The sequence below is a fragment of the Tenacibaculum aiptasiae genome (genome assembly GCF_965221665.1).
Lineage (GTDB): Bacteria > Bacteroidota > Bacteroidia > Flavobacteriales > Flavobacteriaceae > Polaribacter > Polaribacter aiptasiae.
In genome coordinates this window covers 1,662,296-1,680,670 of record NZ_CBDCSN010000002.1, presented here as the reverse complement: position 1 = coordinate 1,680,670, position 18,375 = coordinate 1,662,296, and the positions used below count along the sequence as shown (strand labels likewise).

The following is an 18,375-nucleotide window of genomic DNA, read 5'->3' as shown; positions in this document are numbered from 1 at the left end:
ATACTTATTAATTTTATTATTAAGCTTCGTTTGTATTTCTAACTTTCACTTGGTACACTACATTTGGTTTTGTTCCAATATAGTCTAACACGTGGAATGCTCTTTTATCTTCTACTAATGGCGTTACTGGATCTTCTGGATTGTTTACATCTCCAAACACCATAGAACCAGAAGAACATGCTGCAGAACAAGCACAAGCATCGTTAAACTCGTCTTTTCTTACTGCTCTTCCTTCTCTTTTTGCTTTTAAGATAACTGCTTGAGTTGACTGGATACAGAATGAACATTTTTCCATAACTCCTCTTGAACGAACAACTACGTCTGGGTTTAACACCATTTTACCGTACTCGTTATTCATATTGAAATCAAACTCTTCGTTTTCTGCATAGTTAAACCAGTTAAAACGACGAACTCTATATGGACAGTTATTTGCACAATATCTAGTTCCTACACAACGGTTATACGCCATTTGGTTTTGACCTTGACGACCGTGTGATGTTGCTGCTACCGGACATACTGTTTCACATGGTGCGTGATTACAGTGTTGACACATCATTGGCTGGAAAGCAACTTGTGGGTTCTCTGCTGGATTTTCTAAAGCGTCAAATAAATCACCTTTACTTAACTCTAATACTTTTTCAGTATATCTTCTTTCTACTTCTTGATTCGCTAAACCTGGATTTTGAGCTTTAAACTCTTCCATAGTCATTTTAGCTTCGTGTTGCTTATCTTCAACAGTAGATGAATAGTAACGATCTATACGCAACCAGTGCATATCTCTACCTACTCTCATTTCATCTTTACCAACTACTGGTACATTGTTTTCTGCGTGACATGCTACAACACATGCTCCACACCCTGTACATGAAGTTAAGTCGATAGATAATTTGAAGTGATGTCCTATTGTTCTGTCATGCTCTTCCCATAAGTCGATAGTACTTCCTTCAACTTCTTGGTGATCATAAGAAACCATAAATGGCTTATTCCATGTATGCTTAGGATCTAAGTTTTTATTGTTTACTTCTTTTAAAGTAGCTTCTTTTAAAATATCGTGACGTCCTGCAAGCGTACTTTGTACCTGTGTACAAGCAAACTTATGCCATCCTGATGTTTTTTCAATTGAAACGTTGTATTGGATGTTATTTCCATTCATATAGAATGGGTATGCATTAACACCAACTTGCATTTCTTTTTTCAATCCTTGAGTTCTACCGTAACCTAACGCTAATCCAACTGATCCTTTAGCTTGACCTGGTTGAATCATTACTGGAATATTCTTAATAGTTACTCCATTTACTGTTACTGTAGCATAATTACCATCGATTGCTCCGTTATCTCTTACTGGGTTTTCAAAACCTAACTCTCTTGCATCAGCAATAGACATTGTTAAGTAGTTATCCCAAGTAGCTCTTGTAAGTGGATCTGGTAATTCTTGTAACCAAGGGTTGTTTGCTTGTTTACCATCTCCTAAAGCAGTAGATGTAAATAAGTTTAATTCGAACCCTGAAGCTTTCCCTGCTGATCTTGCTAACTCACCTGCTGCAGCTGTTAAATCTACAACTGTTTCTGTTGGTGCTTCAACTTCTTCAACAACGGTTTCTGCTTTGAAGAATCCATCATGTAATGCTTGATTCCAAGATGCTCCTCCTAAAACGTTAGTATTCCAGTATTCTTTTAAAGTATCGTAATAGTTTACAGTACTACCAGACCATTTTAATAATACATCTTGTAACTGACGTGTATTGAATAATGGTTGAATTGTTGGTTGCATTAAACCATAAGATCCTTCTTCAACAACAACATCTCCCCAAGACTCTAAATAGTGAGGAGCTGGTAATTTATATTCTGTAGCATTAGCTGTAGCATCATTTTGAGTAGTTAATGCAACAGATAATTTTAATTTCTTTAATCCTTCAGAGAAATCAGCAGCGTTTGCTAAACTGAAAACTGGATTTACGTTATAAGTTACTAAACCTTTAACAGCTCCAGATTTCATATCAGCAACTAACTTAGCTACTTTTTTATCATCTCCTTGTCTTTTGTAAATAGGCTTATTTACATCGATAATAGTACTCTTTAATGCTTTATTTATTTCTAAAGCGATTAATTGAGCGTTTTTATCATTTAATCCTGTAACAACAACTCCTTTTGAACCTGCTTTCATTAAGGCAGCTGCTAAGTTTTTAATCTCAGCATCAACTTTAGTTGCTTTTGAAGGAAGAGATCCTCCAGTTATAGCATTGTAAAGATTAATTAAAGCATAAACTTGTTCAGAAGGTTTTAATACCACACGCTTATCGGCATTTGCACCTGTAAGCGACATGTTACTTTCAAGTTGTACATGGTAAGACATCTTACCGCTGTTTACTTTTCTACCTTTTACATAACTTCCTTCGAAACCTCCATGCCAGTCAGCTAAGAAATCTGCTCCAATTGAAGCAATTACTTCTGCTTTACTAAAATCATAGTTAGGTAAAGCACGTTTACCATACATTGCTTCAAAAGCATCTGCCGCTCCACTTTCAGAAACAGCATCGTATACTACGTGTGTTACATTTGGATAAGCAGTTATAAAATCAGCAATTACTTTTTCAGTAGAAGGACTCGCTAAAGTACCTGTCAATAACACTACTGGTTCGTTTGCTTCTTTTAATCCGTTTAATTTTGCTACAATTTCTTTATCTGCATCTTCCCAAGAAATATTTGCACCACCTTTACTAGGCTCTTTTAAACGTAATTTTTCATCATATAAAGATAATATAGAAGCTACTGTTCTTGCATTTACATCTGCATTTGCTTCTTTATTTGGCATCACTAAAATAGGACGCCCTTCTCTTGTTTTTACTAATACGTTTGCGAAATCAAATCCGTCTGCCATAGTAGTTGCATACCAATCAGCAACACCTACAACGATATCATTTGGTTGTACTACATAAGGAATTGATTTTCTTACTGGACCTTCACAAGCTGCTAAAGAAGCTGCTGCTGTTGTAAATCCAACATATTTCAAGAAATCCCTACGTGAAGTTGATGATGTTTCTAACGTTTCTTTGTCACCTAAAAACTCATCTGTAGGAATATCTTGTACAAACTCATTATTACGTAGCGTTTCAACAATAGAACTATCTTTTAGTTCCTCAACACTTTGCCAGTATTTTTTGTTTGAAGCCATTTATATACGTGTTTTTCTACTTTCTAATTGATTAATAGTGGCACTTACCACACTCTTTTCCTCCTAACTGCGCAATTGTTACTTGCTCTACCCCATACTTTTCTGCTAATTCTTTGTGAATCTTAGCATAGTATTCATTTCCTTTCAAGTCAACCTTAGTTGCTTTGTGACAGTCGATACACCAACCCATTGTTAACGGAGAGTATTGATATACTTCTTCCATTTCTTCAACTGGTCCGTGACATTTTTGACATTTTAATCCAGCAACTGTTACGTGTTGTGAGTGATTAAAATATGCAAAATCTGGTAAGTTGTGAACTCTTATCCATTTAACTGGCTTTGTATTTCCAGTATACTCTAATTTTTCTGCATCCCATCCAGCAGCTTCATAAATCTTAGCAATTTCCTTATCTAAATCAGCCTTAACTAATGTATGATCATCCATTACTACTTTTGTATCATCCGCTACTTCCGAAATATTCTTATGACAGTTCATACAAACATTTACAGATGGAATCCCTGAAGTTTTACTATGCTTAGCTGAAGAGTGACAATATTGACAATCTATCTTATTGTCTCCAGCGTGTATTTTATGTGAAAAAGCAATTGGTTGAATTGGCTGATAACCTTCATCAACACCTACTTTAAATAAATTCCCAAATAAGAAATAAGCTGTTACTAAGGCACCAAATATCACAGCCAATACATGTAAAAATGTATTTTGCTTAATACCTTCCCATAACTCAGCAGTTTGCCCTAATAAACCTGGCGTTTTAGGAGCTCCTTTTAACTCGCTAATTGTTTTTAATAAACTACCAATAATTAAGAACGCTACAATAATAGCCGTTGCTAAAATGTAAATCAACCACTTCGGAGCAGCTCCTTTTGCACTAGCCACCTCTACATCACCACCAGGAGCACCCGCAGGCTTAATCTCACCTACAGTAGTATAGTATAAAATATCATCGATATTCTTATCTGTTAACTGAGGAAAAGCCGTCATATTTGACTGCTTATACTCTTCAAAAATCGCGATTGCTTCTTTATCCCCTGAAGCTCTTAACGCTGCATTGTCTTTAATCCAAGCTTTTAACCACTCGTTAGACCTTTTTTCTTCAACGCCTCCTAAAGCAGGACCTACAAGCTTCTTGTCTAATTTGTGACATGAAGCACATAAAGATTTAAATAATTTTTTCCCTTCTTTCTGACGCGCTTCATCTACATCTCCTTGCGAAAATGCCGAGAAACTCATGAATAATACTAAGAAGAAAGCTAAACTCTTTGCGAGTGTTTGGGTTAATCTGCTGTGATGTTTCACACTTTTCATACTATAAAATATAAGTTTTGTATCTATTTTGGTACAATTTTTTCTATATACAGTTTCAAAAAACAATACACAGAAAGTTGCACAAAAGTACTACTTCTGTCTAAATTGTGAAATGTTAAGAGATTGCTAATTTATAATTTATATTAATTCTAAATAAATAACATTGACAATCTATTAACCAACAAGTCGTTACTTTTGTAAAAAGATTTAAAGAAATGAAAAAACACAGGTTTTTAATAGCTATTATATTGGTTTTCATTGGTGGTATCGTTTCTGCTAATGCTCAATCTAACACCTCTAACAATAAAGAGATTACCTCTTTAATAAAAAAGAAAAGAGCGTATAACAAACTTAATGGTACTGGTTATAGAATCCAATTATACAATGGACTGGAAAGAACAGCGAAAAGCTTAAGAGGAAGATTCAGAGTTGAGTTTCCTGGAGTTTACACTAAACTTTCTTACACGGAACCAGAATGGAAAATACAAGTTGGTAACTATAAAACACGTTTACATGCCGACAGAGCATTGAATAAAATACGTGAAAAATTCTCTGGAGCTATCGTAGTCCCATTATAAAAGCTAAAATTTAAAGCATAAAAAAAGAGCGTTTTATCAAACGCTCTTTTTTTATATCTGAACAAAAGCATTAGTATGCTCTTTTATCATTTCCTTCATAAAAGTTAATAAAAGCTTGGTTTACTACTCTATGACCTCCATCTGTTGGATAATCTCCTGTAAAATACCAATCACCTAAATTATCAGGACACGCTTTGTGCAATCCACTTACTGGCTGAAAAATAACTTCAATATCTGCAGTAATTCCATCTGTTTTTAACATCTGAGCTATTTTAGCAGAAATCTCTTCATCAGTAAAAGGTGCATAAATTTCTTTTACAAAGTTTATCACATCTTTATCCTCACTATCCTCTTGTTGTTTACACTTTTTGTAAACTTCTTCTACTATCGAATATTGATCTGTTTCTTTTAACAATTCTAAAGCTGCCTTGAAAGCAATAAAATCATTAATTTTTGCCATATCAATTCCATAACAATCAGGATATCGAATTTGTGGTGCTGATGATACTACTACTATTTTCTTAGGATTTAACCTGTCTAATATTTTAATAATACTTTTCTTTAAAGTAGTGCCTCTTACAATACTATCGTCAATAATTACTAAATTATCTGTTGGTTTTACTACTCCATAAGTAACATCATAGACATGAGCCACTAAGTCATCTCTACTACTATCATCTGTAATAAACGTTCTTAGTTTAGCATCTTTAATAGCTATTTTTTCAAAACGTGGTCTTTTTGATAATATCTCAACTACCTTTTCTTTTGACAACTTACCATTCCCTGCTAATATCGCGGCTGTTTTTTGTTGATTCAATACATCCTCCGCTGCTTCCATCATTCCAAAAAATGAGGTTTCTGCTGTATTCGGTATGTATGAAAACACCGTATTCTCTATATCATTATCGATTGACTTTAGAACTTCTGGAAAAACATACTTCCCTAAATTCTTTCTTTCTTCATATATAGAAGCATCACTTCCTCGTGAAAAATAGATACGTTCAAATGAACATGCTTTTTTAACTCGCTGTTCTAAAACCGGTTTCATTGTCGTATTTCCATTCTTCTTAATAATTAATGCATGACCTCTTTCAATCTCTTTTATTGAATTGATATCTACATTAAATACAGTTTGAATCACTGGTCGTTCTGAAGCTACAACTACAACTTCGTCATCTTGATAATAAAATGCTGGTCGAATTGCTGATGGATCTCTTAACACAAATGCATCTCCATGCCCAAGTAATCCTGCCATTGCATATCCTCCATCCCAGTTTTTTGCTGATCTTTTTAAGATTCTTTGGATATCCAAATGCTCTTCTATATATGGTGAGGCATCTTTTTTATTAAACCCAGCTTCTTTTGCTTTGATATACAAATCAGAAACTTCATCTTCTAAAAAGTGACCTATCTTCTCCATTACTGTTACCGTATCGGTAAACTCTTTTGGATGCTGTCCTAAATCAATTAAATCATTTAATAATTGTCTTGAGTTAGTCATATTAAAATTACCCGCAACTATTAAACTCTGATGTTTCCAGTTATTCTGACGTAAAAATGGATGCACACTCTCTATTGAGTTACTTCCAAAAGTTCCATAGCGAACATGACCTAAAAACAAGTTACCTATATATGGTATGTTTTCTTCTTGCCATTTAACATCATCTATCTTATCTGGGTTTTCTTCAAATACTCCGTTGATTCTTTTATTAATTTTCCCGAAGATATTTTGAATTGGTTGTGATTTATTAGATCTAATTCTACTAATATATCTTGTACCAGGCTCTACGTTAAACTTTATACTTGCAAGTCCAGCTCCATCTTGGCCACGATTGTGTTGCTTTTCCATTAACAAGTACATCTTGTTTACCCCATAAAATGCAGTACCGTATTTATCTTTATAATACTGTAATGGTTTTAATAAACGAACCATTGCAATTCCGCATTCATGTTTAATAGCGTCACTCATTATATTTAAATATATTTTAGTTGTGTTGTTGTCTTGTGTCTTGTTGTTTTTTATATAAAAAAATCCGCACCAAAAGGTGCGGATTGTATTTATGATAATTCTATATCAAACTGAGTCAGCTCTTTAAAAGACTGCAAACGTGTTTGCACTTCTTCTTTTGTTAGCTCTTCCATTCTTTGTGTTCCAAACTTCTCTACACAAAATGATGCTAAGTTCGAACCGTAAATAATTGCATTCTTCATGTTTTGGAAAGAGATATCTTCTGTTTTTGCTAAATATCCACAGAAACCTCCTGCAAATGTATCTCCTGCTCCTGTTGGATCAAATACTTCTGCTAATGGTAATGCTGGTGCAAAGAACATTTTCCCTTCATTGAATAATAAAGCTCCATGCTCTCCTTTCTTTATTACTACATACTTAGGTCCCATTTCATGAATCTTCTTAGCTGCATTTACTAATGAATACTCTCCACTTAACTGACGTGCTTCTTCATCATTAATTGTAATTACATCTACTCTTTTTAATACAGTATGTAAATCTTCTAAAGCTATGTCCATCCAAAAGTTCATAGTATCTAGTACTACTAATTTTGGTCTTTCATTCATTTGATCTAAAACAGATGCTTGAGTTAATGGATGTAAGTTTCCTAACATTACGATTCCTGCATCTTTAAAATCTTCTGGTACTACTGGCTGAAAATGCTCTAATACATTTAACTCTGTTACTAATGTATCACGAGAGTTCATATCGTTATGGTACTTACCACTCCAAAAGAATGTTTTTCCTTCTTTTACAATCTCTACTCCATCAGTATTAATTCCTTTAGAGTTCATCATATCTATATATGACTGTGGAAAATCTCCTCCTACTACAGATACTACTCCTGTTTTAACTCCAAATTGAGAAGCTGCTAAACCTACAAAAGTTCCAGAACCTCCTAATATTTTATCTGTTTTACCAAAAGGTGTTTCAATAGCATCAAACGCTACAGTACCTACTGCTAATAATTTACTCATTTGTTATTTTTTTACTGTAATTTTGCACTTTTAAATAAAGTGGTCGTAAGACGATGCAAAAATAGTTTTAAAAAATGACTATCAAAGAAATACAAGAAGAAATTATTGACGAGTTTTCAATGTTTGAAGACTGGATGGAGCGTTATGAGTATATTATTGACCTAGGAAAATCATTACCTTTAATTGATAGTGCTTATAAATTAGATGAAAATTTGATTAAAGGATGTCAATCTAAAGTATGGTTGCATTCTCAATTAAATAATGATATTATTGAATTTACAGCCGATAGTGATGCTATTTTAACTAAAGGTATTGTAGCCCTACTATTAAGAGTTTTTTCAAATCAAACTCCTCAAGCTATACTAGATGCCAATACTGATTTTATTGACAAAATTGGATTAAAAGAACACTTAAGTCCAACTCGTGCCAATGGTTTAGTTTCTATGGTTAAGCAAATAAAAATGTATGCAATTGCACAACAAAGTAAATTAGCGAATTAAAAATAATAAGATGACAGATACTCAATTAGAAGAATTAGGAGATAAGATAGTACGAGTATTGAAAACAATATTCGATCCTGAGATACCAGTAGACATATATGAATTAGGGTTAATTTATGACGTATTCGTTTCTGAAGAAAACGATGCTAAAATTTTAATGACTTTAACTTCACCTAACTGCCCTGTAGCCGAAAGTTTACCTGTAGAGATTGAAGAAAAAGTAAAAACTTTGAAAGAAATTAACAACTGTGAGGTTGAAATTACTTTCGATCCTACTTGGACTCAAGATATGATGAGCGATGAAGCTAAGTTAGAATTAGGAATGCTATAAAATATGGCTGAAGAAATTATAAATAGAGTTGCCAATAGTAAACTTATAACCATTGACCTTGAAGATTTTTATCCTCAAGGAAGACGTGTTGTTTTTGATATTAAAGATTGGTTATACGAAGGTTTAATCCTTCGTGAAAAAGACTTTAGAGAACAGGTAAAAAATCATGATTGGGAGCAATACCAAAACACGTATGTTGCTTTAACTTGTTCTTCTGATGCTATTATTCCTTCTTGGGCTCATTTATTGCTAACTGCACAATTATCTGAACATACAAACAAAGTTGTTGTTGGTAATTTAGAACTGTTGGAAACTGTAATTTATCAGGAAATCATCAATTCGTTAGATATTTCGGAATATGAAGACAAACCTATAATTATTAAAGGGTGTGCTAATAAACCTATTCCTCCTTCAGCTTATACTTTATTAATAGAAAAAATTCAGCCAATTGCTAAAACTCTTATGTTTGGTGAGGCTTGTTCTACTGTTCCTTTGTATAAGAAAAAGAGATAATACCTTTTCTTTATTTAAAAGAAACAGATAAAAAATTAAATCCCCAAAGAATTCAAACTCTTTGGGGATTTCTTTTAAACACTCATTAAAATTACCACTCACTCTTTACTTTTCATAGATATAAATATCATCAATAGCAGTCATACCTCCAGCGTGTTTTACAGCAATAGTATAATCTCCTGCTACTACTTCTTTAGCTATAGTTGCATTTAATATTTCCCATGACGATGTTGTTGTTGATTTTTTTACATCTAAAGAAATCACTTCTGCTCCTGAAGCTGATTTTAATTCAACTTTAATACTTGTAGTATCTCCCCAAGGTTCAATTACCTGACTACTAAATTGTACTCCTAGTTTATTTGCTTCAAACGTTTTTGACAACTTAAATGTCTTTGTCGCTTCAGTAGCAAAATAGCCACCTATTTCCCCCATATTAATTCCCATAAAACTAGTATCATTCCCACTATACACTAAGCTATTGTATGCTGGAAAATCTCCTCTTTTCCCTCTACAATATTTATCAATCTTTTCAACAGCGTTCTTTGCATTAGCAAAACCTTCTACATTTTCCTCAAATGTAAAGCCATATAAAACTTTTGAATCATCTACTTTAATTGTTACCGTATCTTCAACAGCTATATCTTTTTCATTTGTAACTACAATTTTAAATACATATTCCCCTGCTTGCAAATTAGATACTTTAGTATCTTCTTTGTCACTATTAGCAATTGTTACTCCCTTTCCGCTTATTTTTGTCCAAACAATTGATTTAATTTTTTCTCCTTTCGGATTTGTTATTGTACTATTTAAATCAAATGTATTTGTTGGTAAATTAATTGTTGCATCTGTTCCTGCATTTACTTTTATTTCACTAGTACTGCTAGTAGTTTTGTCTGTATAAATTTTAATATTGTCCAAGCTAATACCTTTTGGAGCGTGAAATACTATTAATTCATATTCACCAGCTACTATTTTACTTGGAATCTTTGTAGCATATTTCGACCAAGTATATCCTTTTTCAGACGGTGTTAAGTTGATCGATTCTTTTGTTTTCTTTGAACGTAAGAAAATATTAATTGCTGGAAAAACATAACTTGTATTTACATCTTGCCCATAATAATCATAAGAAATCGACAATTCATTTACATTAAAATCTTTTGCAAAATTCAAGGTTCTTTTTGTTGAATACAAAGCAACACACGAAGCTTCTCCGTCTGTACTACTCCAACCTCCACCTGACTTTATTGCATTATTAAATAACCTTCCCATAAAATAAGTGTCGTTTCCTTCAAAGTTTATTGGTGCTTTGGTTGGAAAATCTTCTTTTTTACCTCTCGCTAGATTACACTTATAAGTAGTTTCTGAAATATTTCGGATAGGCGTTTCCTTATCTGATGGTTTATTTTCTAAAACACCTACAAAACCTTCATTATCATCTTCAAAATCGAAGTCAAATAAAATAACTGAGCTACTTGTTGGCGGTGTTGTAGGAACAACTGTAATTGTTTTTACAGAAGGAATGCTTCCTACTACTGTTAAATTATCTATTCCTTGTTGTTCTATTGTAGTTTCACTACACGATGTTAAAAAAGTCGCTGTTAATGCTACTATTGATAGTATTTTTTTCATTTTTAAATATATTAAGGGTGTTCTAATGCTTAATCGCATCTATTATTTGACTGTGAAACGAAACATGATTAAAAAACCCTACTTTTTGTTTTGAATTCTTTTCCTGGGAAACACCAACTCTTAGAAAAAACATTAATAAAACCTCATAAAGACTATTAATTATCTTTGAAAAAATATTTTATAAAAAGAATTTATTTTTTAGTAGGGTATTTTTATAGTTAATCGTTATACGTCAAACAAAAAGTATTTTATGAAGGATGTAAACTCTGTTTGTGCTCCCGTAACCTATAAAAAGTTATATGATTCATACGCTGATGGATTATATGGTTTTATGATATATAAATGTGGTGATAGTGCAAAAGCACAAGACTTTGTTCAAGAAGCTTTTGTTAAATTATGGACTAACTGTTCTAAGGTTATCTTTGAAAAGGCAAAGTCCTATTTATTTACTGTTGCCAATAATTTATTTCTTGATGATTATGCACATCAAAAAGTAGTTTTAGCACACAAAAAGCTAGATGTAAAAAGTACTACCAATGAAACTCCTGAATATTTATTAGAAGAACAAGAATTCTTAAAAAAACTTCAAAAAGCAATTAGTGATTTGCCTGATAAACAACGTGAGGTTTTTTTAATGAATAGAATTGATAAGAAAAAATATAGAGAAATAGCCGAAGAACTAGAAATATCAGTAAAAGCAGTAGAAAAAAGAATGACTTTGGCTTTAAAAACATTACGAACTCAAATAAAAGGCATATAATATGGATCCAATAGAAAAATCAGATACTTTATTAGCAAAATGGCTTTCTGGAGAAATGTCTCAAAAAGAACTAGCTGCCTTTGAAAAAACAGAAGATTTTCATCTGTTTAAAAGAATTTCAGAAGAATCACAAAATTTTGAAAGACCCGTTTTAAACAAAGAAGATGTATACTTAAAAATATTAGAGGATATTGAACGTAAAAAAACAGCAAATAAAACAACTGTTCGACGTTTATTTCCTAAAAAAATTCTTGCTGTTGCTGCCTCTTTAGCCTTACTTATTAGTTTCTTTTATTTCAATTTTCAAAATGTAGAATCCTCAACTGGATATGGAGAACAATTGGAAATTAATTTACCAGACAATTCAACGGTAATATTAAACGCTCAATCTACCATTGCATACAATAAAAAAGATTGGAATACTAATCGATTATTAAAGTTAGAAGGAGAAGCTTTTTTTAAGGTTCAAAAAGGCAGCACTTTTACAGTTGAAACCAATGAAGGTAACATTACTGTTTTAGGTACACAATTTAACGTTTTAGAGGATACAGACTTCTTAAAAGTTGAATGTTATGAAGGTAAGGTTAAAGTAGAATCGGAAGGAGAAGTTATATTCTTAACTAAAGGTAAAACATTTACAAAATTAAAAAGTGACATAAAAACAGGTGATAAAAAAGCAACCGAAAATCCTAATTGGATAAATGGCGAAAGTAGCTTTACTAGTGTACCTTTAAAAATTGTTTTAAAATCGCTAGAAAATCAATACAACATAAAATTTAAAGGAAATACAGTTAAAACAAATGATAAATTATTTACAGGTAGCTTTATTCATTCAGATTTAAGTTTGGCTTTAGATGCTGTTTTTATTCCTATGAATATAGACTATATCATTTCAAACCAAAGCAACATTATTGAATTGACTGAAAAATAGTTTTATATGAAGAAACTGATATGTTTCGTATTGCTGAGTTTATCCTTATCTGTATTTACTCAAAACAAAACGACTCGATTGAGACATTTAAAAGATGTTTTAATCGAGTTAAGTGATTTATACAATGTTAAATTTTCTTTTTCAGATGAAATTGTTAATAATCAAAAGGTTCCTTTTAAATCTGGAAAAGACAGAGACATAAGCTCTATCATCAAAGGTTTAGAAAAATACTCTAAACTTAATTTTAAAAAAATATCTAAAAACAGGTATGCTATTTCAAGACTTAAGAATAGAGTAAACATTTGTGGAAATCTCTTTTCTAAACACAATAAAGAACCTTTAATTGGTGCTACTATAACTTTAAAAAATAAAAACATAGGTACTCAAACCAATATTGATGGTTACTTCGAGCTAAGAAATCTATATATCACTGATACCATAAACATTTCCTTTGTCGGATTTAAATCAAAAAAAAGAGCTGTTGCTAATTTTTCTAAAGAAAACTGTTTTTCTTTATCTTTAGAAGAAGAAAATGCAGTATTAAATGAAATAGTCATAACTAATTATTTAACTAATGGATTATCTAAAACCATTGATGGTGCTATAGTTTTTAAACCTAAAAACCAAGACATTATTCCCGGTTTAACTGAACCAGATGTTTTTTATACAGTTCAACAATTACCAGGAATAGTAAATGTTGATGAAACGGCTACTGGAATGCACATTCGTGGTGGTACTCCGGATCAGAACTTAATATTATTCAATCAAATAAAACTATTTACAGCTTCGCATTTCTTTGGAGCCATATCTGCCTTGAATCCTGAAACTATAGATAAGGTTGAAGTATACAGAGGTGCTTCTAAAGCTAAATACGGTAATCATATTGGAGGCGTTATTAACGTTGAAACTGGTAACGACATCCCATCAAAAATTAAAGGTTCTGTAGGAATGAACTTTACACATGCTGATGCTAATGTTAGTCTACCTATTTCTCCCAAATTAAGCATATCAGTTTCTGGAAGACGTTCAATTACTGATGTATTGAATACTCCCACATACAGGCAATTATCTCAAAAAGCTTTTCAACACACTACCATATCTAAAGATAAAAAATTGGTTGAAGAGATAAATGCTAAAATTAACACCGATTTTTTCTTTCAAGATTTTAACACTAAAATAATTTATAACCCAACTAAACAAGATAAAATATCACTCAGTCAAATTAGCATTAAAAACTCCTTAGACCACTCTTTTTTCTCTTCCGATTTTAATGATCAAAGAAGTGATGATTTATTAATAAAAAATGATGGTTATAATATAGGATGGGATAAACAATGGAATTCAAAAATGAGTAGTAAAACTACTATTAGTTATTCTGATTATAATTTAAAATATAGAAACAATAAAGAGAAAGATAACGCATCGTATGCTTTTACGACAAAAAATAATCATGTTAAAAATCTAGACATTAGCACTAGTTTTGACTATAAAATAAACACGAGCTCTAGAGTTAGTATGGGATATCAATATGCTTATAATGATGTTTACTTTCTTTTAAGTAAAAAAAATGATCTTCTTTTTGTAGAAAAATCTTCAACTCAAAGTGACATCAACCAATCACATTCTTTTTTTACTGAGTACCTGTACAACAAAAATAAAAACATCACAGTAAGCTTAGGAGCAAGAGCAAATCACTTTTCTTTATTAAACAAAACCACTTTTGAACCTAGAATATACAGTCAAATACAAGTTTTACCTAAATTTTGGTTAAGTAGTTCTTTTGAAATAAAACAACAAAATATTAGTCGAATAGTTGAATTTTATACTACCGATTTTGGTTTGGAAAATCAATTATGGGCACTATCTAATCAAAAAGACATTCCTTTATTAGAAAGTCAACAAATCACTATTGGAGCTTTATTCAATCAAAATAATTGGTTAATTGATTTAGATGTTTATAAAAGAGAAATAAAAGGGATTACCTCTTTAACTAGTGGATTTGATTCTTTTACAAGGGATATTTTAACAGGTAAATCGAAAACACTTGGTTTAGACTTTTTAATAAAGAAGAACTGGAAAAATTATAATACTTGGTTAAGTTATCATACAGGAAAAACTACTTTTCTTATCAATGATTTTAATGACAATAAAGAGTTTACTGGTAATTTTGATGTTACTCATTCCTTTTATTTAGCTAACAATTTTAAATATAAAGAATATAATTTTTCATTAGGTTATACTTATAGAATAGGAATTCCATTCACTTCTAATAATGGTTTAGCTAACAATTACTTTATTGAAAGAAACGGCATTAATGATAGTAGGCTTCCTAATTTTTCTAGGTTAGATTTTTCAGCGGGATATGATTTTTATATGAATAAAAAGAAAACCGTAAAAGGAAGATTCAATATCTCATTATTGAACATTCTAAATAAAAAAAACATTCTTAAAAGAACCTATGATATTGTTAAAGAAAATAAAAATGGTTTTGATGAAGGAAAACTAATAGAACAAAATACAGAATCTTTAGGTTTTACCCCAAACGTAAGTTTTAGGTTAAGTTTTTAAAAACATAAAGTTGTAATTTATTTATTTCGTAAAGTATAAATATATTTGCTGATTTTTTTAATGTTAGTCTAACTAATTAATAGACAATAGTTTTAAAATATAATCGATGCAAAAGTTATTTTTAATACTTTTTATAAGTGTTGCTAGTATAATGTATTCGCAACAAAAAAAAGATAGCATTCCTAAAAAATGGACTGTATTAGGTAAATCTACTTTTTTATTCAACCAATCTTCCTTTTCAAATTGGACAGCAGGAGGTAACAATACTATTGCTGGAAATATTAGTTTGAATTATGATTTTAACTATAAAAAAGGAAACTGGAACTGGGATAATAAAATTATAAGTGCTTATGGTATAAGCCATATAAGTGGTTCAGGATTGCAAAAAACCGATGATCGTTTTGAATACAATTCATTACTTGGTTTAAAGGCTAAAAAGTATTGGTTCTTTTCTTTCTTTAGTAATTTTAAAACTCAATACACTAAAGGATATAATTATAAAACCGACCCTAAAGTATTGGTTTCTGATTTTTTTGCCCCTGCTTATTGGAGTTTTGGACCCGGTATGCTTTGGAAAAAATCTGATAACGCAAGAATAAATATTGCACCAGCAACTTCCCGTTTTACTTTTGTTTCCGATCAGTTCTCAGGAAAATATGGTGTAAAAGAAAATAGAAACACAAGTTTCAGTTTAGGTTTCAATTTATCTGCCTATTTTAAATATGCTATAATGAAAGATGTTATTATGGAAAATATAGTATCCATCTATTCTGATTATTTACAAAAACCTCAAAATATTGATATTGATTATCAATTGAACTTCTTTGTGAAAATAAACAAGTATCTTTCTACTAATGTTGGATTTCATGCTATAATTGATGATGACGCTTCTAGTAAAATACAATTTAAAGAAGTATTTGGTTTAGGACTGAATTATATCTTTCATAAAAAGTGACTTTTAATAAATAACTTTGTCTAAAGTAAGGGAAGTGTAATTTTTGCACAAAAAAAGAATTTAAATATAAAAACATACCAATGAAAAAACTATTAGCTATTGCTGTATTATTTGGAGCTTTAACAGTTAATGCACAAGAAGAAAAAAAAGAAGAACCAAAAGAAGGTTGGAAAAAAAGTGGTAACATCTCTTTTTTATTCAATCAGTCTGCATTTAATAACTGGTTAGCTGGAGGGACTAACAATATTTCTGGAACTCTAGGTTTAAATTATGATTTTAACTATGCTAAAGGCGATTGGACTTGGGATAATAAAATAATTGCTTCGTATGGTTTAACTAAATTAAGAGGTCAAGATTTACAAAAGACAGACGATCGTTTTGAGTTAAACTCTTTAGTTGGTAAAAAAGCTTCAGGATATTGGTACTATTCTGCTTTTTTCAACTTTAAAACACAAATGTCTTCTACATTTGCAAATGGAGTTCAAACTTCACATTTTTTCTCACCTGCCTATTTCCAATTTGGACCAGGTATGTTATGGAAAAAATCTGATAATTTAAAAATAAACATCGCTCCTGCTACTTCTAAATTGGTAGTTGTTGATAGCGATTTAACTGTTGCAGGACCTGCATTTGGTGTTGCTCAAGGTGAATCTACTCGTTATGAATTGGGTGCAGCTGTTAATGCATACTATAAATTTGTCATTATGGAAAACGTTTCTGTTGAGAATATTTTAAACTTATACAGTAACTATTTAGAGGATTTTCAAAATGTAGATCTTGATTATACTGTAAACGTAGTTATGAAGATTAATAAATATTTATCTGCAAACCTTTCTATGCAAACTATTTATGATGATAATGCATTTAAAGGGTTTCAAACAAGAGAAGTATTTGGTTTAGGAGTTAACTATGGTTTTTAATTAACACCTAATAACAATAATACAAACAAACCTCAGAGGGAAACCTTTGAGGTTTCTTTTTTCCTTATTTTAGCCAAAAAAATAAAAAAATGACTTTATTAATAGTTTTCGCTACTTTATCTATTCTCTTTTCCTTTTTATGCTCTATTCTAGAAGCAGTATTATTAAGTGTAACTCCTACATTTATCAATCTAAAAAAGAAAGAAGGAAAAGCTTTTGCAACTAAATTAGAAGAAATTAAAAAAGATGTTGACAAACCCTTAATTGCTATTTTAACTCTAAATACTGTTGCACATACTGTTGGTGCTATATTAGTTGGTACACAAGCTGAAGAAGCTTTTGGAGGTGAAGGTAATGGAGTTTTTTGGGTGTCTTTTGTAATGACTATTTTAATTTTAGTTGCCTCTGAAATTATTCCTAAAACCATAGGAGCTACTTACTGGAAGGGATTAGCTAATTTTACAACAAAAGCATTAAGCTTTTTAATTATATTATTTAAATACACCGGAATCATATGGATACTTCAACTATTCACTAAAATGTTTGGTAAAGGCGGACATGGTGAAAGTGTTTTAAGTAGAGAGGATTTTTCTGCCATGACTGATATTGCCGAACAAGAGGGAGTTTTTCAAGAAAGTGAAAGTAAAGTTATTAAAAACATGCTAAACTTTAAAGATGTTCAGGCAAAGCATATTATGACCCCTCGTACAGTAATTGTTACCGCAGACGAAAATCAAACTATTCAATCTTTCTTTGAAGACAATAGACTTTTACGCTTTTCAAGAATTCCTGTGTACTCTGAAAATTCAGATAATATTACTGGCTATATTTTAAAAGACCAGTTATTACTTGCTATGGTTGAAAATAAAGGAAATGAGCCTTTAAAATCGATTAAAAGAGACATTATTATAGCTAATAGAGAATTATCTATTCCTAACTTATTTGAAAAGCTAATAGAACAAAGAGAACACTTAGCTCTTGTTGTTGATGAATATGGCACAGTAAGCGGTTTAGTAACCCAAGAAGATGTTATAGAAACTTTATTAGGTTATGAAATAATGGATGAAAGCGATAATGTTGCTGACTTACAAAGCTTAGCTAGAAAAAGCTGGGAACAACGTGCTAAACGTTTAGGAATTATAGACGACAAAGAAGAATAAGTTTTATTTTATAAAACAAAAAGGAGAAGCATAATGCTTCTCCTTT

The 18,375-nt window shown here is 31.2% G+C and carries 15 protein-coding genes; 10 read left to right on the top strand and 5 right to left on the bottom strand.

The features are described 5' to 3' along the window. Positions 1–19 precede the first annotated feature (19 nt). The gene (locus tag ACOQN8_RS08010; RefSeq protein WP_420552284.1) at positions 20–3,172 is read right to left on the bottom strand and encodes a TAT-variant-translocated molybdopterin oxidoreductase; all 3,153 of its coding nucleotides are present in this window, start codon (positions 3,170–3,172) and stop codon (positions 20–22) included. 31 nt (positions 3,173–3,203) lie between these two features. Next, a complete protein-coding gene (locus tag ACOQN8_RS08005; RefSeq protein ID WP_420552283.1) occupies positions 3,204–4,499 on the bottom strand; it encodes a c-type cytochrome in 1,296 nt (431 codons plus the stop codon). A 215-nt stretch (positions 4,500–4,714) separates the two neighbouring features. On the opposite strand from ACOQN8_RS08005, the gene ACOQN8_RS08000 reads away from it, so the two are divergent. After that, positions 4,715–5,077, top strand: a complete 363-nt coding sequence (locus ACOQN8_RS08000; RefSeq protein WP_150900175.1) for an SPOR domain-containing protein — start codon at positions 4,715–4,717, stop codon at positions 5,075–5,077. A 70-nt stretch (positions 5,078–5,147) separates the two neighbouring features. Here the strand turns inward: ACOQN8_RS08000 and ACOQN8_RS07995 are convergent, their stop codons facing one another. Next, entirely contained in the window at positions 5,148–7,046 is a 1,899-nt protein-coding gene (locus ACOQN8_RS07995) for an amidophosphoribosyltransferase (RefSeq protein WP_420552282.1), read from the bottom strand. An 89-nt stretch (positions 7,047–7,135) separates the two neighbouring features. Beyond that, positions 7,136–8,062 carry a PfkB family carbohydrate kinase gene (locus tag ACOQN8_RS07990; RefSeq protein WP_150900177.1) on the bottom strand — a complete coding sequence of 309 codons (927 nt, stop codon included), beginning with the start codon at positions 8,060–8,062 and terminating at the stop codon, positions 7,136–7,138. 74 nt (positions 8,063–8,136) lie between these two features. On the opposite strand from ACOQN8_RS07990, the gene ACOQN8_RS07985 reads away from it, so the two are divergent. The 3 genes from ACOQN8_RS07985 to ACOQN8_RS07975 are packed head-to-tail and all read left to right on the top strand — an operon-like array spanning position 8,137 to position 9,406. Beyond that, a complete protein-coding gene (locus tag ACOQN8_RS07985) occupies positions 8,137–8,562 on the top strand; it encodes a SufE family protein (RefSeq protein ID WP_420552281.1) in 426 nt (141 codons plus the stop codon). Positions 8,563–8,572: 10 nt separating this feature from the next. After that, on the top strand, positions 8,573–8,893 hold the full coding sequence (locus ACOQN8_RS07980; protein WP_150900180.1) for a DUF59 domain-containing protein: 321 nt from the start codon (positions 8,573–8,575) through the stop codon (positions 8,891–8,893). 3 nt (positions 8,894–8,896) lie between these two features. Next, positions 8,897–9,406, top strand: coding sequence for a DUF2480 family protein (locus tag ACOQN8_RS07975; protein ID WP_272150672.1), 510 nt, complete (start codon positions 8,897–8,899; stop codon positions 9,404–9,406). A gap of 105 nt (positions 9,407–9,511) precedes the next feature. On the opposite strand, the gene ACOQN8_RS07970 is transcribed toward ACOQN8_RS07975, so the two are convergent. Then, a complete protein-coding gene (locus ACOQN8_RS07970; protein WP_420552280.1) occupies positions 9,512–11,035 on the bottom strand; it encodes a PKD domain-containing protein in 1,524 nt (507 codons plus the stop codon). Between the two features lie 250 nt (positions 11,036–11,285). On the opposite strand from ACOQN8_RS07970, the gene ACOQN8_RS07965 reads away from it, so the two are divergent. From ACOQN8_RS07965 to ACOQN8_RS07940, 6 genes are all read left to right on the top strand, one after another. Beyond that, positions 11,286–11,795: an RNA polymerase sigma factor gene (locus ACOQN8_RS07965; RefSeq protein WP_150900183.1), complete on the top strand. Its 510-nt coding sequence runs from the start codon at positions 11,286–11,288 to the stop codon at positions 11,793–11,795. Between the two features lies 1 nt (position 11,796). Next, entirely contained in the window at positions 11,797–12,726 is a 930-nt protein-coding gene (locus ACOQN8_RS07960) for a FecR family protein (RefSeq protein ID WP_420552279.1), read from the top strand. 6 nt (positions 12,727–12,732) lie between these two features. Next, positions 12,733–15,294, top strand: a complete 2,562-nt coding sequence (locus ACOQN8_RS07955) for a TonB-dependent receptor (protein WP_420552278.1) — start codon at positions 12,733–12,735, stop codon at positions 15,292–15,294. A gap of 106 nt (positions 15,295–15,400) precedes the next feature. After that, positions 15,401–16,249 (top strand): DUF3078 domain-containing protein, encoded by an 849-nt coding sequence (locus ACOQN8_RS07950; protein WP_235275487.1) that lies wholly within the window; start codon positions 15,401–15,403, stop codon positions 16,247–16,249. A gap of 80 nt (positions 16,250–16,329) precedes the next feature. Then, complete coding sequence (locus ACOQN8_RS07945; RefSeq protein ID WP_272150678.1) at positions 16,330–17,169, top strand: DUF3078 domain-containing protein; 840 nt, start codon at positions 16,330–16,332, stop codon at positions 17,167–17,169. 89 nt (positions 17,170–17,258) lie between these two features. Next, positions 17,259–18,329 (top strand): CNNM domain-containing protein, encoded by a 1,071-nt coding sequence (locus tag ACOQN8_RS07940; RefSeq protein ID WP_272150679.1) that lies wholly within the window; start codon positions 17,259–17,261, stop codon positions 18,327–18,329. Positions 18,330–18,375 lie beyond the last annotated feature (46 nt).